23 protein-coding genes, 1 other RNA gene and 2 pseudogenes are annotated in these 25209 nt (G+C 40.7%); 4 read left to right on the top strand and 22 right to left on the bottom strand.

The window, feature by feature from the left end; genetic code table 11:
* Positions 1-292 precede the first annotated feature (292 nt).
* From CSV60_RS11850 to CSV60_RS11820, 7 genes and pseudogenes are all read right to left on the bottom strand, one after another.
* On the bottom strand, positions 293-472 hold the full coding sequence (locus CSV60_RS11850; RefSeq protein WP_099637123.1) for a hypothetical protein: 180 nt from the start codon (positions 470-472) through the stop codon (positions 293-295).
* Positions 438-1691, bottom strand: coding sequence for a Got1/Sft2-like family vesicle transport protein (locus CSV60_RS11845; RefSeq protein ID WP_099637122.1), 1254 nt, complete (start codon positions 1689-1691; stop codon positions 438-440). Before CSV60_RS11845 ends, CSV60_RS11850 begins: the two co-directional genes overlap by 35 nt.
* Positions 1688-2238: pseudogene (locus tag CSV60_RS11840) on the bottom strand (type I restriction endonuclease subunit R); the annotation flags it as partial. The gene CSV60_RS11845 and the pseudogene CSV60_RS11840, both read right to left, overlap by 4 nt.
* Before the next feature lie 613 nt (positions 2239-2851).
* Positions 2852-3199, bottom strand: a pseudogene (locus tag CSV60_RS11835) (recombinase family protein); the annotation flags it as partial.
* A gap of 188 nt (positions 3200-3387) precedes the next feature.
* Positions 3388-3906: a hypothetical protein gene (locus CSV60_RS11830; RefSeq protein WP_099637121.1), complete on the bottom strand. Its 519-nt coding sequence runs from the start codon at positions 3904-3906 to the stop codon at positions 3388-3390.
* Between the two features lie 17 nt (positions 3907-3923).
* Complete coding sequence (locus tag CSV60_RS11825; protein ID WP_099637120.1) at positions 3924-4904, bottom strand: hypothetical protein; 981 nt, start codon at positions 4902-4904, stop codon at positions 3924-3926.
* Positions 4905-4965: 61 nt separating this feature from the next.
* A complete protein-coding gene (locus CSV60_RS11820; protein WP_199175279.1) occupies positions 4966-6603 on the bottom strand; it encodes a DUF2075 domain-containing protein in 1638 nt (545 codons plus the stop codon).
* A 417-nt stretch (positions 6604-7020) separates the two neighbouring features.
* Here CSV60_RS11820 and CSV60_RS11815 point away from each other — a divergent pair, with 417 nt between their 5' ends.
* Positions 7021-7872 carry a DegV family protein gene (locus CSV60_RS11815; RefSeq protein WP_099637119.1) on the top strand — a complete coding sequence of 284 codons (852 nt, stop codon included), beginning with the start codon at positions 7021-7023 and terminating at the stop codon, positions 7870-7872.
* Between the two features lie 462 nt (positions 7873-8334).
* On the opposite strand, the gene ssrA is transcribed toward CSV60_RS11815, so the two are convergent.
* From ssrA to CSV60_RS11740, 15 genes are all read right to left on the bottom strand, one after another.
* Positions 8335-8694: a transfer-messenger RNA gene (ssrA, locus tag CSV60_RS11810) on the bottom strand.
* A gap of 90 nt (positions 8695-8784) precedes the next feature.
* Entirely contained in the window at positions 8785-9252 is a 468-nt protein-coding gene (gene smpB, locus CSV60_RS11805) for an SsrA-binding protein SmpB (RefSeq protein ID WP_099627435.1), read from the bottom strand.
* Between the two features lie 42 nt (positions 9253-9294).
* On the bottom strand, positions 9295-11604 hold the full coding sequence (gene rnr, locus CSV60_RS11800; RefSeq protein ID WP_233189614.1) for a ribonuclease R: 2310 nt from the start codon (positions 11602-11604) through the stop codon (positions 9295-9297).
* 109 nt (positions 11605-11713) lie between these two features.
* Positions 11714-12460: an alpha/beta hydrolase gene (locus CSV60_RS11795; RefSeq protein WP_099637117.1), complete on the bottom strand. Its 747-nt coding sequence runs from the start codon at positions 12458-12460 to the stop codon at positions 11714-11716.
* Positions 12461-12521: 61 nt separating this feature from the next.
* The gene (secG, locus tag CSV60_RS11790; RefSeq protein WP_029054061.1) at positions 12522-12749 is read right to left on the bottom strand and encodes a preprotein translocase subunit SecG; all 228 of its coding nucleotides are present in this window, start codon (positions 12747-12749) and stop codon (positions 12522-12524) included.
* Between the two features lie 111 nt (positions 12750-12860).
* Complete coding sequence (eno, locus tag CSV60_RS11785) at positions 12861-14156, bottom strand: phosphopyruvate hydratase (RefSeq protein WP_099630676.1); 1296 nt, start codon at positions 14154-14156, stop codon at positions 12861-12863.
* 12 nt (positions 14157-14168) lie between these two features.
* Positions 14169-15695, bottom strand: coding sequence for a 2,3-bisphosphoglycerate-independent phosphoglycerate mutase (gene gpmI, locus CSV60_RS11780; RefSeq protein WP_099630675.1), 1527 nt, complete (start codon positions 15693-15695; stop codon positions 14169-14171).
* Positions 15685-16449 carry a triose-phosphate isomerase gene (tpiA, locus tag CSV60_RS11775; RefSeq protein ID WP_099637116.1) on the bottom strand — a complete coding sequence of 255 codons (765 nt, stop codon included), beginning with the start codon at positions 16447-16449 and terminating at the stop codon, positions 15685-15687. Before tpiA ends, gpmI begins: the two co-directional genes overlap by 11 nt.
* A gap of 12 nt (positions 16450-16461) precedes the next feature.
* Positions 16462-17649 carry a phosphoglycerate kinase gene (locus CSV60_RS11770; RefSeq protein ID WP_099630673.1) on the bottom strand — a complete coding sequence of 396 codons (1188 nt, stop codon included), beginning with the start codon at positions 17647-17649 and terminating at the stop codon, positions 16462-16464.
* Positions 17650-17782: 133 nt separating this feature from the next.
* Positions 17783-18790: a type I glyceraldehyde-3-phosphate dehydrogenase gene (gap, locus tag CSV60_RS11765; protein ID WP_099637115.1), complete on the bottom strand. Its 1008-nt coding sequence runs from the start codon at positions 18788-18790 to the stop codon at positions 17783-17785.
* 62 nt (positions 18791-18852) lie between these two features.
* Complete coding sequence (locus tag CSV60_RS11760; protein ID WP_099637114.1) at positions 18853-19878, bottom strand: sugar-binding transcriptional regulator; 1026 nt, start codon at positions 19876-19878, stop codon at positions 18853-18855.
* A gap of 128 nt (positions 19879-20006) precedes the next feature.
* Positions 20007-20237 carry a glutaredoxin family protein gene (locus tag CSV60_RS11755; protein WP_099637113.1) on the bottom strand — a complete coding sequence of 77 codons (231 nt, stop codon included), beginning with the start codon at positions 20235-20237 and terminating at the stop codon, positions 20007-20009.
* Between the two features lie 221 nt (positions 20238-20458).
* Positions 20459-20680 carry a hypothetical protein gene (locus tag CSV60_RS15780; RefSeq protein WP_143565341.1) on the bottom strand — a complete coding sequence of 74 codons (222 nt, stop codon included), beginning with the start codon at positions 20678-20680 and terminating at the stop codon, positions 20459-20461.
* A gap of 113 nt (positions 20681-20793) precedes the next feature.
* Positions 20794-21579, bottom strand: coding sequence for a TPM domain-containing protein (locus CSV60_RS11745; RefSeq protein WP_099637111.1), 786 nt, complete (start codon positions 21577-21579; stop codon positions 20794-20796).
* Positions 21576-22154 carry a LemA family protein gene (locus CSV60_RS11740; RefSeq protein WP_099637110.1) on the bottom strand — a complete coding sequence of 193 codons (579 nt, stop codon included), beginning with the start codon at positions 22152-22154 and terminating at the stop codon, positions 21576-21578. Before CSV60_RS11740 ends, CSV60_RS11745 begins: the two co-directional genes overlap by 4 nt.
* A 417-nt stretch (positions 22155-22571) precedes the next feature.
* Between CSV60_RS11740 and CSV60_RS11735 the strand changes: the two genes are divergently transcribed.
* From CSV60_RS11735 to CSV60_RS11725, 3 genes are read left to right on the top strand one after another with little or no spacing between them, the layout of a single operon-like run.
* Complete coding sequence (locus CSV60_RS11735; protein WP_099637109.1) at positions 22572-23312, top strand: metal ABC transporter ATP-binding protein; 741 nt, start codon at positions 22572-22574, stop codon at positions 23310-23312.
* Positions 23312-24181 (top strand): metal ABC transporter permease, encoded by an 870-nt coding sequence (locus CSV60_RS11730; protein ID WP_099637108.1) that lies wholly within the window; start codon positions 23312-23314, stop codon positions 24179-24181. Before CSV60_RS11735 ends, CSV60_RS11730 begins: the two co-directional genes overlap by 1 nt.
* A gap of 57 nt (positions 24182-24238) precedes the next feature.
* Positions 24239-25198, top strand: coding sequence for a metal ABC transporter solute-binding protein, Zn/Mn family (locus CSV60_RS11725; RefSeq protein WP_199175278.1), 960 nt, complete (start codon positions 24239-24241; stop codon positions 25196-25198).
* Positions 25199-25209: the final 11 nt, after the last annotated feature.

Raw genomic sequence — 25209 nt, 5'->3', positions numbered from 1 at the left:
TTGATCCCACCCCCGACATCATTTTTCATAGTATACATAAAAACATTCTATAAGAGGGACTTTTTCAAAGTGTCCATCTTATAGGGTACAGTTTACTGTATGCTGGTGGGTTATTTATCTACATGAACATGGAGTCGGAGGAACTTCTGTGAGCACTTACCTTCAATTGCTATAATAGCAGTTTTTATAAGGGTTTTTAGCCCTTCGAAGAAAACATTTACTTCGCTTTTAACTACGAATTAAAATAAAATCGCCATAGAGAATTTATCTATGACGATTTTAAAACAAAACCTTACTTAATAATCCACACACCATGATCGGACTTTTCAGGTTTTCTATGACTACCTACAGGAATGTCTTCCACTTTTTTTACACCAAAATCAGCTAAAACCCGAATAAAGTCATCTCGAAGCTTATCAAAATCCGTCTCATTCTTTTTAATATTCATTTGAGATTTTTCTGAAGTTGTCATGTGCTTCACCCTTTCCGTCCTTAATAGTGTATGTCAACTTAAATAAGTTGTTACTATCTAATATACCCTTTAGAACTTCAATTATGTCATCTACAAAAGATTCTTTTGCATCGTCATCTAAATCTTTAGTATCTATAATGACTAATAAAACTTTTTTTACACCCTTATCAGAAATCGCTTTAACTGCAACATACTTCCTATTTTCTTTGAGAGGGTTATCATTTTTATAAGTGAATTCTTCTCGACTTTTTAATTTAAGTATATCAGAGTACAAAATGAATTTAAATAACCCTATTTTCTTATTTAAGCGCAATCCTTCTTGAGGAAAAAACGTTTCTACAAATTCCTCAAAAACTGCTTTTTTGTTAATTCTCATACCAAATAGTATTATTTCATCTACTATAATAATCCAGACTGCTATCAAAGCATCATCTTTATATTCCGTTTGCCTTATTTCCTCACTTATTGTATTCAATAATCTGCCTGCATCATTTATATCCTTATTGATCCTTGCATCTAAAATAAATTGCTTTAATTGTTTGATAGTTTCAGACTTATAGTCATAGTAATGTTGGATTATTGCATTTATATTAACGCCTTCTTGCATGCTTCCATTTTCATACTCAATTTTGATTGAACCCCCGCTAATTTTAGGAAGTAAATGATAATTATAAACTTGTACACCACATACATAATTTGTATATCTTGTAAAATCAGCAAAAGCACGTTTATAACTTTCATTAATTTCATACTCTTTTAGCTGATGATATGAATTTATAAGATCTTTAGTATCACTTTCAAGATTCGTTAATAATGTATTATATTTTTTCGCTAAATTGTCATAAATAAAAGATATAATGAGCGTGAGAGCGAAAAGTATACTTAAATAAACTTTATCTTTCATCTCACCGATACCTGGTATGAAGGATACTATAGTAGCCAAAAATGCACAAAATGTCAAACCATAGCCAACAGCTGTCTGAATAAAGGTTGCAGATTTATTACTCGAAAATACGAAATTACCATTTCTATGCAATATATAAAAGATTAAAGTTACAGCTAAACTTAATAAAAAGAATAAAGTAAAGTAAACTTTATCACGTTTCATTCCTATATCAAAAAACAACAAATTCCACAGAACTAAAAATAAAGCAATAGTAACTGTAAAAGCACCGATAAAATATGGTCTGAATTTTTCTTCTTTATAAAATAACTTCAAAGTACACCGCCTTCTCCATTCGCCTCTCCATAAACCTCATGCATCATATCTTCCATGATATAAGACTTAAACTCATTGTTCTCCGGTATTTTCATAAAGAAGTCCTGGTTGCTGCTCATACGGCCGATGACGAAATCCATGAATGTTTTTTCGAAAGCGATTTAAAATTCTCTTTTGTATTGTTCGTTGCTTTTTGGCGAAGGTCTTCATCATTTAACACATCCTCTTTCACTTGCTCACAAGAAAGGAAATCTGTTTCTGTGAATTGTGTGCCAAACCGTTCATTTAACTTATCTAAAATACTCGATAATTGTACCTTTTTATCTTCAAATGCACCACCAGCTCCGTGTTTCTGTGGATCAAGGTCTACACCGCCCGTTTTCTTAAGCTCAACGCTGCCTTCAAATATTTTTTGATCGCGGTAGTATTCAAGTGCGACATCCTCTGCTAAATAAACATCTTTATTTCCTCGACCACGTGGTAGTTTACTTAGCAAGTAAGTTAAATAAATATACTGCTTGTGTAGTGCTAAATCGATAAATGTTACTGTAACTTGATTAATTTTAGCGTTTTGCGTAAAATTCATGTTGAGTCCTCCTTGGTATACAAATTAGGGGTCAATTCGTGCAGATTTGACACCCCGCATCATACCAAGAGGGCTCTTTGTGTTCAAGTGCCTCAAAAAGCTTCTAACAGGAATGCTCCTATATTGATAAAAGTCTTTACCATTCCAATCCGATAGGCAAAGTTGAATGCTTATTGAAACATTAGGCATGTTATTTAGCTGCATTAATTCATTGAAAAAAGTTAAAAATAAATATCAAACTTAAAATGTAGGGAATATAGCAACCTTTTTCCGCTACGTCACCAAATTATTATTCTGTTGTACCAAACAGAATAATAACGAGACCGTGTTGTTAGGCACAATAGAGAGTGTGATATTCAATCAGCTGTTCACAATCAACCAGTCCTACTAGTCCAATCGCTGTACATTAATTCGGTTAGTATAATTAGTATAACACCTCTGATTTCTGAAGACTGTATTACTTAGTATTAATTATCCAGGATTTATGAAGTGATAAGCTTTTGGTACTCAACTTGTGCAAGATTTATTACTTAGGGACAAAATAATCATAATTAGTACATTTTGTTGTCTATAATCATATGCCTACCGCGTTTAAAATCTTATAAACTTTACTACGCACAATTTCATACTCTTTCGCAATATCAGGGGCGCTTTCGCTATTATTAAATAACTTTACAATCCGTTGTTTCGTGTCGGTATCCATGGCAGGGCATCCTCCAATACGTCCACGTTTGCGAGCAACCTCCAGTCCAGCTCTTGTACGTTGCTGGATAAAATCACGCTCAAATTCGGCAAAGACGGCAAGCATCCCGAACATAGTACATCTGGTTGGAGTAGTTGGGTCAAAGCTGTCTTGAATACTAACGAAATCCACCTTACGCTTTGCTATCTCGTCTGTTAATTGATAATGCTCTTTAGTTCGACGCGCAAGCCGTTCTTACAGGTAAGTAAGTACCAGGTCCTCACACAACTCTAGTCTAATTCAAAATTGTTTCTGATTATTATTGGGACCTGGTACCATATTTATGTGCGCATAACTCTCTTGATTGTATAAATATTCATGTTTGTTTCTCACACAGGTACTATGTTTAATGATAGGGACATTCTTACTTAATTTCTGTTAGCTGCTGAATAAACATCATTCAACATTGTTATAACTAAATTAAATAAACTCAGCAAGCCTAAACTCAACAAGTTAATATAAAATATCTTCATTAGGACTAAAATAATTGGATCTAGGTTTACTTTTATAAATGGTCCAAAAACTGATACTAAACCTGTCGCCAAAAATAATGCCGAGGTAAATACATAAGGACCTATGAAATCTATTAATGCTTGACCTTTTTTAAATTCTTTATTTTCATATTGTGCTAATACTTTTAATTCTTCTTTATTGAATGCACTTTTACCAGCAACAAAAAGTGCTAGAGTAAGTGTTAAACCTGTAGATGAAACAGAAAAATACTCTTCTATTTGAAAAGAAGAAAAATCTATAATATCTATGTAAAATGCTCCAACTATTGTTCCCACTAAGAATATTAACGCTATTACCACTAAGTACAATGGCATTAAATTATTCTTTGCTTTCCAAATTATCACTAATGGATTTTTATAAAAGTTTCCTTCCATCTGAGTAATCTCCCCCTTTACAAAATCCTATCCAAAATTTTAGTTCTTCTGATTTTTTTCACTACTGCTTTTCCTTTCCCACGTCCTTTTGTAACTAGTGATTTTAAGTAACCCAACTTTGCCTGTCTATTTAATTCACTTTCAATTGTTTCAGGTTTCAAAGGTTGATCATCTGCTCCATAAATAACTGTTTTCACTTCTTTTGCCTCTGTATTCTTTAATATATCATGTCGATCTAATGGTGGGTTCCCGTTTGGATATACTATTACAAAGCTAATCTCTGAGTACTCTTCTTTTTCAAATGATATAAATTCATATACAGGATTAATATTTATTCTCCCAATCTTCTCGTTAGTATTTTGATTGTTATTCAATGTTTTTTCTAAAGCAGTTATGTAATATTGTGCATCAGTTTCAGAATGACTTTTCACAAGTATATATTCCTTTGTAGGGTTATAGTAAGCTTGGAGATTGAGTGGATTTATTAATTTATCCTTACTTTTTTCTATATATAATTTTAATTTATAAAACTTATTTATGTGTTTAATACCAGTACCTATTTTATTGTCAAATTCAAATTTAAATTTTTCATAAATCTCTTCATCCGTAATTAAATTATACGACATCTTTAGGTTTGGATATATTCTTTCTAAACTAATCCTATGCCGTATACATTTTTCATTTAAATTTAAAAAGTCTTTTTCATAATATATTTCTTCAGTTTCTTTATATTTCTTTAATATAGCTTTGTAATAATCATACAGTTTATTAGTATCTATCTCTAATTGGTTAAACTTTTTGTAGAAATCTTTATCAGTTTTTTTCTCAGGAACTATTTCTAATAAGTTTATGTTCTTTCCCTCCTTAATACCTACAGCTTGGTCTAAAACATCTGGAATTAGCTTTGTAAGTAAATAATCTAGGCTGCCATCTTTTTTAAAACTATTAATTATATTTGGTTGAACATTTAGCTTAAATATATAGTAATACATCTCCATTTTATTTCTCCTTAATAATTGTTTTATTTTACTTTTAACCTCATAGGTTTGTAATTATTCTTCAATTATATAAATCTTGATACTCCAATAACTTCTCTCTTAACGCCTTATCACTAGCATATATATAAAGTCCCTTAATTCCTCTTTTCATCAATACATTAATAGAGTTCAATACAATCTTCTCTTTAGCCTTATTCACATCCTCAATGCCGTCCATTCCCGTATAAGCACCTTTGTCCATATACTTACTAGTATCAATAATAAGTTCATCTTTTAAAGCATCATATTGAACGGATGGACCTAAAACAACGCCTACATAGTTTAAGTCAAAGCCTTGTATCGTATAAATAGAACCCGCTTCGTTAATCGTTTCTGGTTTTTCAGCCCATGTATATTTAGTGCTGGTAGTATTCCAACGCATCTTGTAATCACCGTTAGACTCACTTACGTAGTAAGTTTTTCCGTCTTTCTTGTGCAAATAATCAAAAGTAGATACAATGCGACTCAAGCCAAATTTATCGTTTTTCAATTTGATTTTTTTATGCATTTCTTCTAACGTCTCAAATACTTTTAATTCATATTTCTCATCGCTCGGTAACGGCGTTAACTTTTTGCATTTAAAATCATTAATCCAATTAATTACGTCATCATTTGCCTGCATTCGAAATTGATTTGTCAGTTGGTATTCTTCATGATAAGTACTCTTTTTCTTTAACCCTTCCAGCACACCTACACCCCATAGACTCTTAAGTTTCAAGACCTGATCTTGGTCATAAATTATCACTACCACTTTGGCGAGCTTAAGTAATTCCTCTAGCTGATTTTCGCCATAAAAGTTGTTATATGTATCTTGCTTGGTCAGTAATAAGTGAGCTTCATCTACAAAAATGATGTCTGCTTTCTTACTCTCTTTCTGCAGTCTGTTAATAAGAGGAGTTGGCTTTGCAAAGTTCTTAGCTTTTAAATGCTTTACCCGCTTAGCAATACCTTTGTATGTCTTGTACATTTCTTCATGATTTACAACTAAGTAGTTTTCCGATCCATAAAAGTTTGAGGATATTTCTGTTGCTCGCTCCTGAATGGTGTTGAATATAGAACTTAGCACAACACTTTTTCCAGTGCCTGCTTCTCCTTCAACCACTAATAGACTAACGAAATCATCTGATTCCGCGAGAACTTTCTTCTCACAGAACTTTAGCACTTTATCTTTTAAATCAATTTGTTCTAGCGTCAATTCCTTATAAGGTGACAACTTGAAAATGTCTTTATTTTCAATAGTATCCAGATTATTATTTACTAATTGACGTTCATGCAACTTTCTCCACAGCTCTTGGAAAATATATTGATCATAATGTGGCTTATTATAATAGTTATGCGTAAAGTCACTTGCAGTCTTACTTTTATTTTGAAGTGTAAACTTTTCATCACCTAAAAAGTAGTTGATTAACTTTGTTTCTAAGTGAAACGTTGCAGAACGATTGAACTCATCATGTTTAATTAAGTTTATTTCGTTTATATTCCCCCTATTTTTCATATGATCTTTCATACGATTCTTGAATTGAACAGTTTCACCTATATACGCTTCTTTCTTTCCATTCAAAATATAAATGACAGGATAATTTAAAAAGTCTTGTTTATTATTGATTTGATTAATAGCACTCTTCTGGAATGGCCATGATAATATTTCAATAGCTGACATTTTTCCACCTACTTTTTAATTCTTTAGTACTAATTATAACAATTTTCGTGAAATATGATAGTAGAATAATGGAAATTCTAAAGTTGACATGAGTTTATAGATTTAAAAGCAAAAAACTCACCAGTTAATATATCTAGTGAATTAATATTAAATCTTCTTTGTTCGTATACCATTACATTTACCTATCTGGATTAAGAATTTTCATGTCAAAACTGTAGGAGTCTAAGTAATGAAAGATACCTACATAACAAAATTCCATGAATGTTTAAACTTTCAAGTTTGTTTTTCACCCAGATAACTTATTTATGCTTTTACATATTTCATAAATTCCAACATACGTCACCTATCTATCATGTATAGTTAAACTAAACTCAATAACCACACATCCAATAAAATACGAACTGGAGGCGACACATAGTGAATAAAATCATCCTAACAACCGAAAGCGGTGCCGACTTGCCGGACTTCCTAGCAAAGAAACATACTATACAAGTAGTACCCATGCACGTCATCATGGATGGCCAAGACTATTTAGACGGTCACCTACCTGTAAAAGATATCTTTGATTTTTACGACCGAACCAAAAAAATACCGTCCACCGCGGCCACGAACACTCATGAGTACCAAGAGTTCTTCAAAAAGATTCGAACAGAATTTCCTGATCATACAATCGTTCATATAGGCTATACATCAAAGGCATCTGTTTCCTATCAAAATGCGTTAACAGCAGCGGAAGATGTAGAGGATATTTATTTAATCGATGCATTAAACGTTACAGGCGGATTAACTGCAGTTATTATGTATGCGGTTGCTCTGCTGGAGGAGGAACCTGAAATGGATCCTATCCACTTGCTAGAAAAAATCGAAGTAAAGGTTCCAAAAGCAAGACTTGCCTTCCTTCCGGGTAGCTTAGATTTTTTAAGAGCTGGCGGACGAGTCAGCAACATGGCGTATCTTGGCGGAGCTTTGTTAAAAATCAAACCATGTATTGAATTAGTGGAAGGTAAGCTTGTTTCGACTAAAAAATATCGTGGGAAAATGAGCAAAGTGGCTGAAAGTTTACTACTTGATTATTTACAGCAATACGACATTGATAGACAGCAAATTTATTTTATATACTCTATCGGACTTAGTGAAACTATCATAGAACAGATCAATGAAATTGCACTGGAAAAAGGATTTGAAAATAGTCTTTGGATTGAAGCGGGCGCGATGATTTCGTCACATTCTGGTCCTGGAGGATTTGGGATTGCGGGGATAGAGGTTTAATGTACAGAAAGTATCATGCCGTCACACAACTTTAGTCTGATTTAGAATTGTTTCTGATTTGTGTTGGGATTTGGTACCTTATTAACTGATTCTTTTACCCTATGTTGATGAGGATACTTGGTCCGTATACAACTCAGAGATAATACATAATTAAATTCATTTTTTTGTAGACCTAGTAACCTATTATAAATAATGGTGACCGCAGCACTATAGCGCGGTTCGTTTACACTTTAGCGCGATTGTGACAGCAAATGGCGCGGAACAACATAACATTTGCGCGGTCATGATCACTTTTAGCGCGGTCACAAGCCAGTTTAGCGCGATGTGTCCCCTTTTTGGCGCGGTCCTCCTCTCTTCCGCCGAATCCTATTCCCCCGCCGCAAACCAAGCCCGCACCTACAAAAAATCCCCATCAAAAAACCCACCAGCAACTAAATGCTAGTGGGTTACCCATATACAGTAATATGGAGACGGTGGGAGTCGAACCCACGTCCAAAGGCTCTGCTACTTCAGCGTCTACGCGTGTAGATTGATCATTTGGTTTCGCGCAAGCATTATGCCATCAATCAGGGCTTCCTGTGCGCTATTCCGGGAATCTCTTATGACAGCCTCAGAATGCAGATGTCATCGTAGCTCACTATAAGTGAACCTTACGCCTCCACATGAGCGATGGAAACGGAAGGTAGATTCAACAGCTTATGCTGCGAATGCTAGGTTGTTGTTTGTTTTGCCAGTTATTATTAACTGTCGTTTCTGACGGAGACGATCCCTCCGACGCGCGGCTCAAGCCCAGACCACCCCTGTCGAATCCGTAACGTCCCCGAAGGAAAGTCCGGAACCCAGGCCCGTTTCACTTAAAACGGCGGGTCGTACTTGATACTTCATCTAGTATACAATAAATCGGCAGGATTATCAATCTTGTTGATTGGCTTTAAAAGCTCTTTGCATATCGCGCTTATGCTCTTTTTCTTTCAAGTCTTGGCGCTTATCATAGAGTTTCTTCCCTTTACCTACGCCAATTAATACTTTAGCGAAACCGTTTTTAATATACATTTTCAACGGGATGATCGAATAACCTTGTTCTTTCATCGTGCCTGCGAGTGAAGCAATTTGTTTTTTATGCAACAGTAACTTACGCACACGAACCGGGTCATGGTTATGAATATTCCCTTGTTCATAAGGGCTAATATGCATATTCGACAGCCATGCTTCGTTATTACGGATTAATATAAATGCATCGCGCAACTGAACTTTCCCTTTGCGGATCGATTTAATTTCTGTTCCTTTTAACACGATTCCTGCTTCAATCGTTTCTTCAATTGCGTAATCAAAGTTCGCCTTTTTATTGACGGCGAGTACTTTTCCAGTTCCTTTGGCCATGCAACTTCCTCCCTGACAGAAGACCGGAGACACGCTCCAGTCTTATTTTTTCTTCGGTCGTTTCTTAGATTTCTTTGGCATACCTTCATAAAACTTCTTCTTTGGCTTTTCGTACTTTTTATTGCGCTTGTCGCTGGAACTTTTCGCTCCGCCACCCGCACTCGGTTTAGTACTAGTACCTTGACTTCTTCCTCTACCTGCACCTTGGCCACGGCTCTTGCCTCTGCCAGCTTGGATGACTTTTGGTGTCTCTTTACGAGAGCCTCTGAAGTTTTCTTTCATTCCCACGATTTCGAAGTCTACTGCTTGCTCTTCTGGCTTAACAGAAGTCACACGCACTTTTACTTCGTCCCCGATACGGTATTGTTTTGCTGTACGTTCCCCGATCATCATCATTTGACGATCATCGAAACGATAATAGTCGTCGTTCATGTTCTTGACATGCACAAGTCCTTCGATCGTATTCGGAAGTTCCACAAAGATACCGAAGTTCGTAACAGACGAAATGACCCCTTCAAACTCTTCCCCCACTTTATCGACCATAAACTGTGCTTTTTTCAATGCGTCCGTATCACGCTCTGCATCTACTGCACGACGTTCACGTTCAGACGTGTGACGAGCAATTTCAGGCAGTTCAGCAGACCAATGGGCAACCGTTTGTGCCGACTTGTCTTTATTGAATAAATACGTGCGAATGAGACGGTGAACGATTAAGTCAGGATATCTTCTGATCGGTGCGGTGAAGTGCGTGTAGTACTCCGTCGCTAAACCGAAGTGACCGATGCTGTCTTCAAAATACTTCGCTTGTTGCATCGAACGCAATAGCATTGTCGAGATTAGAGATTCTTCTGGCAATCCTTCAATGGATTCCACAATTTCTTGCAATGCACCTGAATCTACTTGTTTACCTGTTCCTTTTACGACGATTCCGAATGTAGTAAGGAACTCAAAGAAGCGCTGTAATTTCTCTTCTTTTGGATCTTCGTGGATTCGGTATAAGAAAGGTACTTTCATCCGATCTAAGTGCTCTGCAACGGTTTCATTGGCAGCTAACATGAACTCTTCGATCAAACGTTCAGAAACTGTACGCTCAATAATGATCACGTCTGTCGGCCAGCCATCTTCATCTACGAGAATTTTGGATTCTTTGAAATCAAAATCGATAGCGCCACGGTTTTTACGCTTTTGACGGAAATTGCTAGCCAGTTTCGCCATATCGTTTAGCATCGGTACGATTTCTTCGTATTTCTTCGATAGTTCTTCGTCTTGATGATCGATGATTTGGTAGACATCATCATATGTCATACGATAACTCGAGTTGATGACACTTGGATAAATATCATGGTCAATGACTTTACCATTTGAATCGACTTTCATTTCGCATGTTAGTGTCAAGCGGTCTTCTCCTGGATTAATGGAACAAATGCCGTTAGACAAACGATGCGGTAACATCGGAATGACGCGGTCCGTAAGATAGACACTCGTGCCACGGTCTGCTGCCTCTACGTCCATTGGAGAGTTCTCCGTGACATAGTAGCTTACGTCTGAGATATGCACAAATAGACGATAGGATCCGTTGTCTTCTTTGAAGACTGAAATCGCATCATCCAAGTCTTTTGCGTCGGCCCCGTCAATAGTCATCGTCAATTCTTTACGTAAATCTCTACGGCCTTCGAAGTCTTCTGGCTGAACTGTCGTCGGTACACTGTTCGCGTGTTCCATGACGTCTTCAGGGAATTCGATCGCAATGCCATGTTTGTGAATGATCGATAGGATGTCTACACCCGGGTCATTTTTATGCCCGAGAATCTGTGTGATCATGCCCGTTGCATTGTTTTCATCGCTCGGCCAGTTGGTGATTTCCGCGATAACTTTTTGACCGTCTACCGCTTCCAATGAATGACCTTTTTCGATATACAAATCCATCGGCAATTTCTTGTCATCCGGCAAGACGAAACCATATCCTTCATGTGCTTGATACGTTCCGACAACTTGCGTAGTTTTACGCTCGACGACTTTCGTGATGACGCCTTCGCGACGATCTCCGAATGAGCTGTCGGATACGCGTACGAAGACGATATCGCCATTCATCGCGCCGTTTACTTCATGAGGTGGGATGAAGACATCATCGCCCTCCACTTCTTCTGGTACGACAAAGCCGAAGCCTTTTGCATGACCGATGAATTTTCCGCGAAGAAGATTCATTTGTTCAGGTAAGCCGTAGCGGTTATTGCGCGAACGAACGATTTTTCCGTTCTGTTCTAATTGTACGAGCATTTTCACTAGATCTTTAAAGTCGTCCGCCTGTTCTAAGTTGAGTGCTTCTGAAATCTCGTGGACAGTGGACGGCATATAGGATTTTTCTTTTAATAAAGACAAAACCCGTTCTTGTAACTCTTTTATATTTGGTTCCAAACAATCATCTCCTCCTTTTTTCCTTTAGTTATATCTTCCCCTAATTTCACTCTTGCCAATCAAGGGATTCTAAAAAATGTAGTACGTTTTCGTGAAGTTGTGCTTTTTCGGGACCTAGTGTAATGACATGTCCTGATTCTTCGTACCATTGTAGTTCTTTTTCTGTGGATTGTGCTTCGTCGTAAATAATTTGTGCAGAGTTCGGATCAATTACATCGTCGTGACGCGATTGAACCACGAGTAATGGTGTATAGATGCAGTCGACTTGATCGCGCACGTCTTGGACCATGGATTGTAAACCGTCAAGGCCCGGCATCGACTTCGTTTTCAAATCGTCCATTTCTAATTTGATTTGCTCGTCTGATTGACCTGCGAAATTTTTGTAGTCCCGTGCATATTTCAGCACGCCTGACCACATCAAGTCAGTGGTTTTCATCGTCATCGGTGCACACATCGTCACGATGCCTTTTAGCGGAAATTGTGTTGCGAGCTTCAATGAAAATACACCACCAAGTGATAATCCCGCCACAGCAATCTCATCATATCCTGCCTCTTTTAGCTGATTATATGCATCGACTACATCTTCCCACCACTGGTCAGGATTCGTCTTGATCAATTCTTCAGGCGGTACTCCATGACCGCGGTAATGCGGTGCCAATGAAGTATAATTGTGTTTTTCAAGGAAGCGGCCGAGCATCCGCACGTCCGCGGATGTTCCTGTGAAACCATGCAACAGTAATACCGCACGTTTTCCATGTTGAAAGAAGAATGGTTTCGGTTGGGCAATTCGCATGTTTTTCGTTCCTTTCTACGAAAAGCGCCTGACCGTTCAAACATGGTCAGGCGCTTACATTTTATATTTTCATGATCGCAATGGTTAGGACAAAAAATAAGACGGATAAGACGATTGTCGCTCTTTGTAGAACGAGATCTAATCCACGTGCTTTTTGTTTTCCGAAAAGTTGCTCTGCGCCTCCGGAGATGGCCCCTGACAGTCCCGCACTCTTACCGGATTGCAATAAAACGACTACTATTAATGCTATAGCTACGACTATCAGCGATGCTGTGAAAACTGCATGCATGTTTTTCCACCTCCAAAAATAGCAAGTTACAACATTTCTATTCTACCAAAGCAAGTCTCTCGGCACAACCTTTTGTTACGAATTGCGCCGATTGACTGGTACTAGTTACAATTATTTATTCAAATTATAGAATGTATCTTTGCCTAGGTACTGTGCAGTTTCAAATAATTGATCTTCGATACGAAGCAATTGATTGTACTTCGCGACACGATCCGAACGAGAAGGTGCACCTGTTTTAATTTGGCCAGCGTTTGTCGCAACTGCGATGTCCGCAATCGTCACGTCTTCTGATTCACCTGAACGGTGAGAGATGACTGCTGTATAGCCCGCGCGTTTCGCCATTTCAATCGCATCGAATGTTTCAGTCAATGTACCGATTTGGTTCACTTTGATCAGGATCGAGTTGCCGATGCCTTCTTTGATTCCGCGTGATAGTTTCTCTGTGTTTGTAACAAATAGATCGTCACCCACTAATTGCACTTTGTTACCAAGACGCTCTGTCAATAGCTTGTGGCCATCCCAGTCGTTCTCGTCCAAGCCGTCTTCAATAGATACGATTGGGTACTTGTCGCAAAGCTCTTCATACCAAGCAACCATCTCTTCAGATGTTTTACGGATATCTTCACCTGCAAGGTAGTAGTTGTTTTGGTCTTTATCATAGAACTCAGAAGAAGCTACGTCCATAGCAAGCAAAATATCTTCGCCAGCTTTGTAACCTGCTTTTTCAATTGCTTCGATAATTGTAGAAAGTGCTTCTTCGTTAGAAGCCAGGTTCGGAGCAAATCCGCCTTCGTCTCCAACTGCTGTGTTCAAGCCTTTGCCATGAAGAACAGATTTTAGGCTGTGGAAAATTTCCGTACCCATGCGAAGTGCATGACGGAAAGATTCTGCGCCAACTGGCATAATCATGAATTCCTGGATGTCGACGTTGTTATCTGCGTGCTCTCCACCGTTTAAGATATTCATCATCGGTACTGGCAATTGCTTCGCATTGAAGCCGCCAAGGTACTGGTACAACGGAACGTCTAAGTAGTCTGCTGCTGCGTGTGCAACCGCCATAGATACACCAAGAATGGCGTTAGCACCGAGTTTGCCTTTATTCTCTGTACCATCAAGTTCGATTAATGCTCTGTCGATTACAACTTGATCCAATACGGAATAGTTTTCTTCGAATTCAGAAGAGATGACTTCATTGACGTGATCTACGGCTTTCAATACACCTTTACCGTTATAACGATTTTCGTCGCCGTCACGTAATTCTACCGCTTCATACTCCCCAGTAGATGCACCAGATGGTACGATGGCACGTCCAAAGGCACCGCTTTCTGTGAATACTTCTACTTCTACAGTTGGATTGCCTCGTGAATCCAATACTTCTCTAGCTTGAATGTGGGTAATGATTGGCATGAAAATCTCTCCTTAGAATAATGGTTTTCCGGTCATTTCAACCGGTTGTGGAATTCCTAACATTTTCAATAGCGTCGGTGCCAAGTCTGCAAGAATACCGTCTGTGCGCAGTACGACATCTGGATTCGTGACAATGACAGGTACAGGATTTGTCGTGTGCGCTGTCATAGGTTGTCCACCGATTGTCGTTACTTCATCCGCATTGCCGTGATCCGCTGTGATGATAGCAGATCCGCCTTTTGCCGATAAAGCGTCAATGATTCGGCCTAAACAAGTATCGACCGTTTCAATCGCTTTTACAGTGGGCTCTAGCATTCCGCTATGGCCGACCATATCCGGATTCGCAAAGTTTAGGATAATAGCATCTTGTCGTTCCGCTTCGATTTCGGCAACTAACGCATCCGTCACTTCGTATGCGCTCATTTCCGGTTTCAAATCATACGTCGCGACTTTCGGCGAATTGATTAGAATTCGTGTTTCTCCTTCAAACTTCTCTTCGCGTCCGCCACTCATAAAGAACGTCACATGTGGATACTTTTCCGTTTCCGCAATCCGCAACTGACGCTTGCCTTGGTCTTCAAGCACTTCACCGATTGTTTTGGTTAAATTGACATTATGGAATACAATGTCCGCTACTACATCATCATTATAATGCGTAAAGCCAACAAAATGTAAGTCCGTAAATTTTTTCACGCCTCGATCAAAGCCATCAAAGTCAGGTTGCGTGAGAGCACGTGACAATTGAATCGCACGGTCTGGACGGAAATTGAAGAAGATCACCGCATCTCCATTGTCAATCGTCGCCACCGGTTTGCCGTCTTGTTGAATGACAAACGGCTCGACAAACTCATCATGTATTTCTTCGGCATAAGAAGCTCGGATTCCTTCTTCTGCTGAATCACAATGTGGTCCGATTCCATACACCATAGCGTCATACGTTTTCTGCACCCGTTCCCATCGCTTGTCGCGGTCCATCGCAAAATATCTGCCGGACACAGTCGCAATCTGACCGACACCGACTTCTTCCATCACGTCTTCCGTACGTTTAATATACGGAAGAGCCGTCGTTGGTCCTACGTCACGGCCATCGAGGAATGCATGCAAGTAGACACGCTCTACACCGTGTTCTTTCGCCATCTTCAATAAAGCGAATAAATGCTCATAATGACTATGAACGCCACCGTCAGACAATAGGCCCATTACGTGAAGCGCAGAGCCTTTCATTTTGACATGCTCCATCGTTTCAAGCAATGCCGCGTTGGCAAAGAATTCGCCTTCACGAATCGACTTATTGATACGCGTCAAGCTTTGATAGACGATACGTCCAGCACCAATGTTCAAGTGCCCCACTTCAGAGTTCCCCATTTGTCCTTCTGGTAACCCTACTGCTTCTCCACATGCCGTCAATGTTGCGTGTGGGTAGTTCTCCCACAGCAAGTCAAAGTTTGGAATGTTGGCGTGCGCTACCGCGTTGCCGTACGTTTCATCTCGTAAGCCGAAACCGTCCAAGATAATTAACGCGACCGGTTTATTCGCCATGAGTCCCAGCCTCCACTAATTTAACGAATGCGGTCGGATCAAGACTTGCTCCTCCTACTAATGCACCGTCGATATGATCTTTGCTTAGCAATTCAGCAATATTTTCTGGTTTTACACTACCACCATATTGAATGCGGACTGCATTCGCCACGTCTGATGAGTAGAGTGTTTCGATCTTATGACGGATCGCTGCACATACTTCATTGGCATCTTCAGCTGTTGCTGTTTTGCCTGTGCCGATCGCCCAGATAGGTTCATACGCAATGACGGACTGTTTCGCTTGTTCCGCAGTGACACCGAAAAACGCTTTTTCCACTTGCGCAGAGACGATTGAAACCGTTTCAAGTGCTTCGCGCTGATCCAATGTTTCGCCTACACAGATGATCGGAACCAAATGATGGTTGAACGCTGCGAGTACTTTTTGATTCACTGTATCGTCTGTTTCATTGAAGTATTGACGACGTTCAGAATGTCCAAGAATGACATACTGTACCCCTAAGTCTTCAAGCATAGCCGGGCTAATTTCGCCAGTGAATGCCCCTTCGTCTGTATCATGCATCGTTTGAGCGCCTACTTTGATCGCAGTCGTTTCAAAACGTTGCAGTAAATCGTTCAGATACAATGCCGGTGGGCAGATGACTGCTTCGACTTGATCTGACGCCGTGAGTTGTTCTTTAATATGTTCCGCAAATTCTGCAGCTTCCCTAGATAATTTAAACATTTTCCAGTTGCCCGCAATGATTCGTTTTCGCAAAAGAATTCCTCCTTATTCTCGATCTTGTAATACAGCTACTCCTGGCAACTCTTTGCCTTCCATGAATTCGAGTGAAGCACCGCCACCAGTGGATACGTGATCCATTTGGTCGGCTACTTCAAACTTCTCAACAGCCGCCGCAGAGTCGCCTCCACCAATTACCGTATACGCAGACGTTTCCGCCATTGCGTCCGCCACAGTTTTCGTTCCGTTTGCGAACGGTTCCATTTCGAACACACCCATCGGCCCGTTCCAAATGACAAACCGTGAGTCTTTAATGACTTGCTCATAGCGCTTTGCAGTTTCCGGCCCGATATCAAGACCCATCCAGCCTTCTGTAATGGCATCGACTGAAACCGTTTTAGTTTCTGCATCCGCAGCAAACGTATTCGCTACGACTGCATCTGTCGGCAAGTATAGAGTGACTGCCTTTCGCTTCGCCTTTTCAATGAAAGACTTCGCCAACTCTACTTTATCTTCTTCTACAAGAGAATCTCCAGTTTCATGACCTTGTGCGCGTGTGAATGTATACGACAATCCACCACCAATCAACAAGTTATCGACTTTATCCAACAAATTATCGATAACGCCGATTTTGTCTTTTACTTTCGCGCCACCTATAATCGCTGTGAAAGGACGATCGGGATGAGACAATGCTTTTCCGAGAACGTCTAATTCTTTCTCGAGTAAGAAGCCAAGAACGCCAGGTATGTATTCTGCAATTCCAGCGGTAGAAGCATGTGCGCGGTGCGCTGTTCCAAATGCGTCATTCACAAAGACGTCGGCAAGTTTTGCAAATTGCTTGGATAGTTCAGCATCATTCTTCTCTTCGCCTGGATTAAAGCGAACGTTTTCAAGCAAAATCACGTCGCCATCTTTCATTTCTGCAATCGCTTTCTCCACTTCTTCACCGATCGATGAATCGAGTTTCTTCACTGTTTTACCTAGAAGCTCAGACAATTTATCGCCAGCAGGTGTCAAACGCATATCTTCTTGCACTTCACCTTTAGGCCGTCCTAGGTGGCTAGCTAAAATAACTTTTGCCCCCGCGTTTGTCATGTATTCAATTGTTGGTAGTGCCGCTCGAATGCGCGTATCATCCGTTACCTTTCCATCTTCCATCGGTACGTTGAAATCTACGCGACAAAATACGCGCTGACCGTCCAATGTAATATCCCTAATTGTCTTTTTCATGTTCATTCAATAAGTCCTCCTCGGCTTAAATACAAAAAGAGGAACGGGGTTCTCCGTTCCTCTCACCCATATTTATTCATTATAATCGGTTAGTTGTGGAATGGCTACGATTTATAACAGAATTCATGGTTTTCTCTACTTATAGACCTTGTTCGTTCATATATCGTGCTAAATCGATACAACGAGCGGAGTAACCGGACTCATTATCGTACCAAGAAATGACTTTCACCATATTGCCTTCCATGACCATTGTAGACAAACCGTCTACTGTGGAAGATGCAGTGTTTCCATTGTAATCAACAGATACGAGTGGCAAATCACTGAAATATAGAAGTCCTTGTAATTCACCTTCGGACGCTTTCTTCAATGCACTATTCACATCTTCTACTGTTACTTCTTTTTCTAGTTCTGTCACAAAGTCAACAAGTGAAACATTCGGAGTCGGCACACGCACTGCCATTCCATCTAGTTTTCCTTTCAATTCAGGAATAACTTTCGTTACAGCGGAAGCTGCACCCGTTGAAGTCGGAATCATCGACACACCAGCCGCACGCGCACGTCGGTAGTCGGAGTGTGGAAGATCAAGAATTTTCTGGTCGTTCGTATACGAGTGAATGGTCGTCATCATACCGCGCTTAATACCGAATGAATCGTTCAACACTTTCACAATAGGCGCTAAACAGTTCGTCGTACAAGACGCGTTCGATACGATGTTGTCATTCGCCGCATCATACGTTCCTTCATTAACACCCATCACAAGTGTAGTCATTTCACCTTGCGCTGGAGCCGACAAGATGACTTTCTTCGCGCCTGCATCCAAGTGTTTTTGCAAACCTTCTTTTGAACGGAAAACACCTGTACAATCGATAACGATATCTACCCCAAGGTCTTTCCAAGGTAGGTTCGCAGGATCTTTTTCTGCAAATACACTAATCTTTTTGTCATTTACACGAATGGAAGATTCATCTGATTGCACGTCTGCATCGAAAATACCGTGTACTGAATCATATTTCAATAAATGAGCCAACATGGCTGCGTCCGTCAAATCATTGATTGCCACTACTTCCATATCCTTAGTTGCAAATGCTTCTCGAAGCACCAATCGGCCAATTCGTCCAAATCCGTTAATCGCTATTTTCACTGTCATAATAAATCGCCTCCATATAAGGTAGTTATATTCTTTCGCCTTCTAGGCATTGTATCTACGGTTCACATCAGTGACAGCATATTTTGTGCTGCGCCTTCGTCTGTCACTAAAATGGTTTGGGACGGTGCACTCGCTAAATACGACAGCAGTGCTTCCGCTTTACTCGCCCCGCCGGCTACTGTGAGCACGAGCGGAACGTCTTTCAATTGCTCCATCTGAATCCCAACTGTACGAATACGATGGACAATTTCACCTTGCTGATTAAAATAAAAGCCGAATGCTTCTCCCTTAGCTTGTCGATCCCGTAGAATCTGCTGTTCCTCTTCAGGAGAGTTTCGCAATACAGCCATCTTCGTCGCATTCCCGACACCATGAATTACGCAATCGGTGCGACTATATAACTCCAGCATTTCTTTCGCAGCGGGCTCATGCTGAAATACCGCATGTGCTTCTTCACTAAGAGTATCTGGATAATAAAACGCTTTATACGTTGCATGACACGCTTCTGCAAACGAAGCAGCAATCATATTCGCCTGTAACCCGATTTCTTCTCCCACGCCACCTCTTGCTGCGATGAATTGCACATCCGGCAACTCGTCTTGCTGCATAAACGATGGAATCGCGGCTACTGAACTGCCACCAGTTACTGCGACAATTTCATTACCTGTAATACGCGAGCGGAATTGTTTCGCCGCTTGCATACCGAGTAGTTTTTTCGTCAGAGGTGAGTCATCGGAATTCCCTTCCACTACATGTACTTTTAGAATGCCAAGGCGCTCCGCCAACTCATTCGCAAGTTGTCGTCTGCCCGATCTTTCCTCCATCGTATCATGCAATGCAAAGAGCACTTCTATACCTTTTTCCGTAGTTGACACGCCTTCTTTCGCAATATGCACCAATTCCTGCTCTTTCAATAAATCGAGCATCGTACGCGTTTCCCTTTCGGAAAGACCCGACACGGAGCTAAGCGTTCTTCTGCCAACAGGCCCCGACGCTTTGATCAGTTTCAACATCTGATAGCGTTGCTCGATCAACAGTGGAAGTTCAGGTATAAGTGCGAGTTGCGCTTCGTAAAATGATAAGTTCACTCACATCACTCTTTTCAAGTGGGTTGTATTTGATCCCTCTGAATCATTAACGTCCCACCTAGTGTAAAAAATACTATACATGAAGTATAGCATATTCAGAAATGAAACACAACAAGAAAGCGTTTACATTATTCAATTAATTCCAAAATATCGATATAGCCGATATTTCCATAGGCCACCACTTGTCCCTCATGCTCAACGACTGGGATCATTAACATATATTTCTCATGAATTTCGTCATCTTCCTCTATATTAATCCTCTGCCACTCGAGTGGATGATCTTCTGCAACCAAACGAAGCATTTGTTCCGCTTCTTCGCACAACCCACAATTAGGTTTCGTGTAAAATTGAATTTTCATATGTCGGTCACCTCGTTTTTATTTATGATTACATGAAACTGTTTATATTTCTAGGGATTTGACTTTTTTAGGGTGGTGGCTGGGTTGGGTGGGATGGCGCGGCGGATAGAACGTAGAGGAATATAAGGTATAGGGCCGCGGGCATTGAGCGGATGCAAGGCTTCATTGAGCGGGTAACGGGAAACTATGAGCGAATGCGAATTGCGATTGAGCGAATAACGTTACGCATAGAGCGCTTGCCGAATCACATAGAGCAGATAGCGTGCTACATTGAGCGGCGCGCACCGCAAATGCCAAAAATAGATGGCGCGGCGATAGAACGTGAGAATATAAAGTGTCGGGTCGCGGCCATTGAGCGGATGCAAGGCTTCATTGAGCGGGTAACGGGAAACTATGAGCGAATGCGAATTGCGATTGAGCGAATAACGCTTCGCATAGAGCACTTGCAGGTGCACATAGAGCGGATAGCGTGCATCATTGAGCGCGCGCCACGGACATAAAAAAAGTGACGATCACTCACGTATCGAGTTATCGTCACTTCCTGAGAAGCAAGCTATTACCAACTTCGGCCTGCTCCGCCACCACCACCGGAACCACCGCCGCCGAAGCCACCAAAGCCTCCGCCGCCACTTCCACCTCCGAAGCCACCACCACCGGGGCCAGGGAAGAATATTGGGCCACCGCTAGATCGACCACGTGGACCACCGCCACCGCCTCTTCCTCCACCGCCAAAAAAGACGCGGAAGATAATGTAGAGAACGATGATCACTATAACAAATGACGGAATGCCAACGTCTTCTTCACCTTGTGCGGGGTATGCGATTGGCAACTCATCACCTTTAAGTCCGTATTCCGCCGCTATTTCATTATAGAATGCTTTGTATACTTCCGTAATCGCAAGGTCTGGTTGTTCTTGCCTTAAATAGGGCATCGCGAGTTCATCAATATAACGTCCGACTTTCCCGTCAGGAAGTGCTCCTTCCAAACCGTAGCCCGTCGTTAAATAAAACTTGCGCTCAATACCTGCAGCTTCATTTTTTTCTGTGGACACGACAAGTAATGCGCCATTGTCCATTTCTTTATCGCCTAATTGCAATTCACGAAGCAAGCGTAGGGCATAATCCTCTACAGGTTCACCTTCTAGGGAATACACTGTACGAACAGCAAGTTCTGCTTTCGTAGCTGCTTGCAAGCGAATGCCATATTCTTCTATTTCTGCTTCTTGAGCGGGTGATAAAATGTCCGCATCATCCACTACCACTTCTGTAATCGCATGAACCGTCGTAGTACCAGTAAGGGCCACTAGTAGCGCTACGAGGAACATGCAGACGCGGTTTATCACTTCACGTCATCCCCAAAATCGACTGATGGCGGTTGTTGCGCCCCTTCGACCGCTTTGAAGTATTCTTTTTCATCAAATCCAAAGATCGAAGCCACGATTTTACCTGGGAATCGTTTAACGGTTCTGTTGAAGACTGACACGACGTCGTTATAATCTTTACGTGCCACCGCAATACGATTTTCCGTGCCTGCTAATTCATCCATTAGCTGTTGGAAGTTTTGGTTCGCTTTTAAATCCGGATAATTTTCTACTACTACTAATAAACGACTTAATGCGCTCGATAGTTCTGAATCTGCTGCTGCTTGTTCTTCAGGACCTCGTGCGCCGGCCATTTTACTACGTGCGTTCGCAATGTTTTCAAGCACCTCTTTTTCATGTGAGGCATATCCCTTTACCGTATTGACTAAGTTCGGGATTAAATCTACTCTACGTTGTAATTGCGTTTCAATCTGCGCATACGACTGGTCGACGTCTTCTTCCAAATTAACTAACTTGTTGTAAGAAGGAACAATCATAATCGCTGCGATGACTACTAACACTATAATGGCTATAAGCGGGCCAGCTATTTTCTTCATACATCACTACTCCTCTCATCATTTCATTAGTATGTACTTACCCTACTTCTTTCACTCGCCAAACTTCCTGTTGCGATATTTTAAAAGTTAGTGGTTAGGTCTATGCCCCATTTACTTCCTATATATAAGCATAAACTACATACAATATGATGCATCTAATCAATCATTTGTGCTTTTAGATAAAATCTGCAAGAATATTTTTCTAAACTACTTTACAGACAATTTTGAGTAAGTTATACTGATAAAAGTTGTACGAAGGAAACAATACAGTACCAATCATGCATTAGAGTTGCATAAGGGAAACAATTGTTTTATATTATTACCTATCAAAAAACCATAATGCTTCTTAACTAAAATAAAAGTAGTATTCCTTTTATCTGAAAGTTGCACCAGGGAAAGAAAAGAGGAGGAAACTGGATGATACATCCGATAACAGTCAATAATATAAGTGTTTCGTATGACGGCCATGAAGTAGTAAAAGACGTTTCATTTTCATTTGGATCTGGAAGTTTGATTGGTGTTCTTGGCCCGAATGGCGCGGGTAAATCCACATTGATGAAAGCGATGCTTGGCTTAATCCATAAAGATCATGGAGATGTAAAGATCGGTAGCGAGACGGTGGATTCTATGCGGAAGCAAATTGCTTACGTTCCCCAGCGTTCCAATATTGACTGGAACTTCCCTATCGTTGTGAAAGATACAGTTTTGCTTGGAACCTATCCAAAAATCGGCTTGCTAAGACGTCCACGTAAAGCGGATAAAGAGTGGGCAATGGAGTGTTTAAGGCAAGTAGGAATGGAGAGCTTTGCCAATCGCCAAATCGGTGAATTATCAGGCGGGCAACAACAGCGAGTGTTCCTTGCACGTGCACTAGCGCAAAAGGCGGATTACTTCTTCCTTGATGAGCCTTTCGTAGGGATTGACGTATCCAGTGAAGAAATCATAATTGAGATTTTGCGTGAAATGCAAGCGAATGGCAAAGTGATTTTCGTCGTTCACCACGACTTGTCAAAAGTGAAGAAATATTTTGATGGGCTCATTCTTATTAACAAAGAGTTAATTGATGCAGGTCCAACGAATAAAGTATTTCAATCAAGCAATATGGCGAAAGCATATAACCGTGAATTTATGATCGATGGCTTGGAGGTTTCTATGTAATGGAATTTATTCAAGACTTACTGACGTACGGTTTCTTACAGAAAGCATTGATTACGTCGATCATGGTCGGCATCATTTGTGGAGTTATTGGAAGTTTCATTGTCCTTCGGGGCATGGCATTGATGGGCGATGCGATTTCCCACGCAGTTCTACCGGGTGTTGCTATTTCGTATATGCTCGGCATTAGCTATTTCTACGGCGCAGTGTTTACGGGTGTTCTGACAGCATTCAGTATCGGTGCCATATCTCAAAATAGTCGAATCAAGAATGATTCTTCGATTGGCATAGTCTTTTCAGCGTTTTTCGCACTTGGGATTATTTTAATCACACAAGCTAAAAGTGCGACAGACTTGACGCAGATTTTATTCGGTAACGTGTTGTCTGTCCGCAGTTCCGACATGTGGCTGACTTTGATTGTCGGTGCCATTGTGATTTTAGTAGTCTTTCTGTTCTTTAAAGAACTACTCGTTTCCAGTTTCGACGAGACGATGGCTGCGGCTTACGGTTTAAAAACACGTTTGATTCACTACGCGATTATGTTTTTACTCACACTGGTTACCGTCGCTTCCCTACAGACTGTCGGGGTGATCCTCGTTGTATCTTTATTGATTACACCAGCTTCTACAGCGTATCTGTTAACCAATCGACTATCGGTCATGGTCATATTGGCAGCATTTTTCGGTGCTGTGTCCTCCATTACTGGACTGTATTTCAGCTTCTTGTATAATATGCCAACCGGGCCCGTGATTGCCTTGACAGCGACAGCCATCTTCGTCTTGGCATTTTTATTCTCGCCTAAACAAGGAATTGTCGTGGGGATGTTCCGTAAGAAGTTTAAACGTAAATCGATTACAGGCGCAACCAACTAAGCGTTTAACTGACCTGGCAGAAAAAATTTGTATTCACAAAGGAGTAGAATGTACTACATGAAAAAATTCGCAAAATGGCTAACACTATCATTGCTCGCTGTATTCATGTTAGCAGCATGTGGCAATGACAAAGGCACGAACGTTGGTGACAAAGCGGCGGAAACGGACGACAAGCTAAAAGTCGTTACTTCATTTACCATCATTGCGGATATGGCACGCGAAATCGGTGGGGACTATGTAGAAGTATATAACTTAGTGCCAACCGGAACGGATCCTCATGAATATGAGCCGTTGCCAAATGATATTAAAGCCGCAACCGATGCAGACGTTTTATTTTACAACGGTTTAAATCTTGAAGGCGGAAAAAAAGGCTGGTTCTTCAAAATGATGGATTCCGTTGGCCAGAAAGACGAAAACATCTTTAGCTTGACTGAAGAAGTAGAACCTAAGTATATCGGTGGAAAAGACGGCACTGACGAGGAAATCAACCCACACGCGTTTATCGATCCAGCTGTTGGTGTGAAAATGGCAGAAGCTATGCGCGATGCATTGATTGAAAAACACCCGACAGAAAGTGAAAAAATTCGAGAGCAAGGCGATGAGTACGTTCAACGCCTACAAGAATTAGATGATGAATTTGCGGAACGCATTTCTACGATACCTGAAGAAAATCGTGTACTCGTAACAAGTGAACGTGCTTTCCAATACTTGAGTGACCACTATGGCTTAAAAGAAGCGTTTATCTGGGAAATCGATACGGAAGAGAATGGTTCACCTAAACAAATCAAAGAGCTCATTCGCTATATTCAAGAACATAATGTGCCTGTATTATTCGTGGAATCTAACGTAGATACTCGCCCGATGGAAACTGTTTCCGCAGAGACCGGCGTTCCAATTGCTGAAAAGCCCATCTACTCTGACGAAATTGGTAACCCTGGTGACGCGATCGATACGTATATAAAATACTTGAACTACAATATGAATCTTATCCATGATGAGTTAAGCAAAGAACGATAATTAGCATGATC

The organism is Sporosarcina sp. P7 (genome assembly GCF_002743425.1).
In the GTDB taxonomy this organism is placed as follows: Bacteria; Bacillota; Bacilli; order Bacillales_A; family Planococcaceae; genus Sporosarcina.
This window is presented reverse-complemented; position numbering and strand designations above follow the sequence as displayed.

Excerpts from the sequence above, each read along its gene's own strand:
- rnr (WP_233189614.1), bottom strand. The coding sequence starts at position 11,604 with ATGCCGTCCACTGTCCACGAGATTTCAGAAGCACTCAACTTAGAACAG.
- CSV60_RS11730 (WP_099637108.1), top strand. The coding sequence starts at position 23,312 with ATGGAATTTATTCAAGACTTACTGACGTACGGTTTCTTACAGAAAGCA.
- CSV60_RS11770 (WP_099630673.1), bottom strand. The coding sequence starts at position 17,649 with ATGAACATGAAAAAGACAATTAGGGATATTACATTGGACGGTCAGCGC.
- CSV60_RS11740 (WP_099637110.1), bottom strand. The coding sequence starts at position 22,154 with ATGAAGAAAATAGCTGGCCCGCTTATAGCCATTATAGTGTTAGTAGTC.
- CSV60_RS11825 (WP_099637120.1), bottom strand. The coding sequence starts at position 4,904 with ATGGAGATGTATTACTATATATTTAAGCTAAATGTTCAACCAAATATA.
- CSV60_RS11795 (WP_099637117.1), bottom strand. The coding sequence starts at position 12,460 with ATGCGAATTGCCCAACCGAAACCATTCTTCTTTCAACATGGAAAACGT.
- CSV60_RS11725 (WP_199175278.1), top strand. The coding sequence starts at position 24,239 with ATGAAAAAATTCGCAAAATGGCTAACACTATCATTGCTCGCTGTATTC.
- gpmI (WP_099630675.1), bottom strand. The coding sequence starts at position 15,695 with ATGGCGAATAAACCGGTCGCGTTAATTATCTTGGACGGTTTCGGCTTA.
- CSV60_RS11820 (WP_199175279.1), bottom strand. The coding sequence starts at position 6,603 with ATGTCAGCTATTGAAATATTATCATGGCCATTCCAGAAGAGTGCTATT.
- CSV60_RS11755 (WP_099637113.1), bottom strand. The coding sequence starts at position 20,237 with ATGAAAATTCAATTTTACACGAAACCTAATTGTGGGTTGTGCGAAGAA.
- CSV60_RS11850 (WP_099637123.1), bottom strand. The coding sequence starts at position 472 with ATGACAACTTCAGAAAAATCTCAAATGAATATTAAAAAGAATGAGACG.
- gap (WP_099637115.1), bottom strand. The coding sequence starts at position 18,790 with ATGACAGTGAAAATAGCGATTAACGGATTTGGACGAATTGGCCGATTG.
- CSV60_RS11830 (WP_099637121.1), bottom strand. The coding sequence starts at position 3,906 with ATGGAAGGAAACTTTTATAAAAATCCATTAGTGATAATTTGGAAAGCA.
- secG (WP_029054061.1), bottom strand. The coding sequence starts at position 12,749 with ATGCATGCAGTTTTCACAGCATCGCTGATAGTCGTAGCTATAGCATTA.
- eno (WP_099630676.1), bottom strand. The coding sequence starts at position 14,156 with ATGCCAATCATTACCCACATTCAAGCTAGAGAAGTATTGGATTCACGA.
- smpB (WP_099627435.1), bottom strand. The coding sequence starts at position 9,252 with ATGGCCAAAGGAACTGGAAAAGTACTCGCCGTCAATAAAAAGGCGAAC.
- CSV60_RS11735 (WP_099637109.1), top strand. The coding sequence starts at position 22,572 with ATGATACATCCGATAACAGTCAATAATATAAGTGTTTCGTATGACGGC.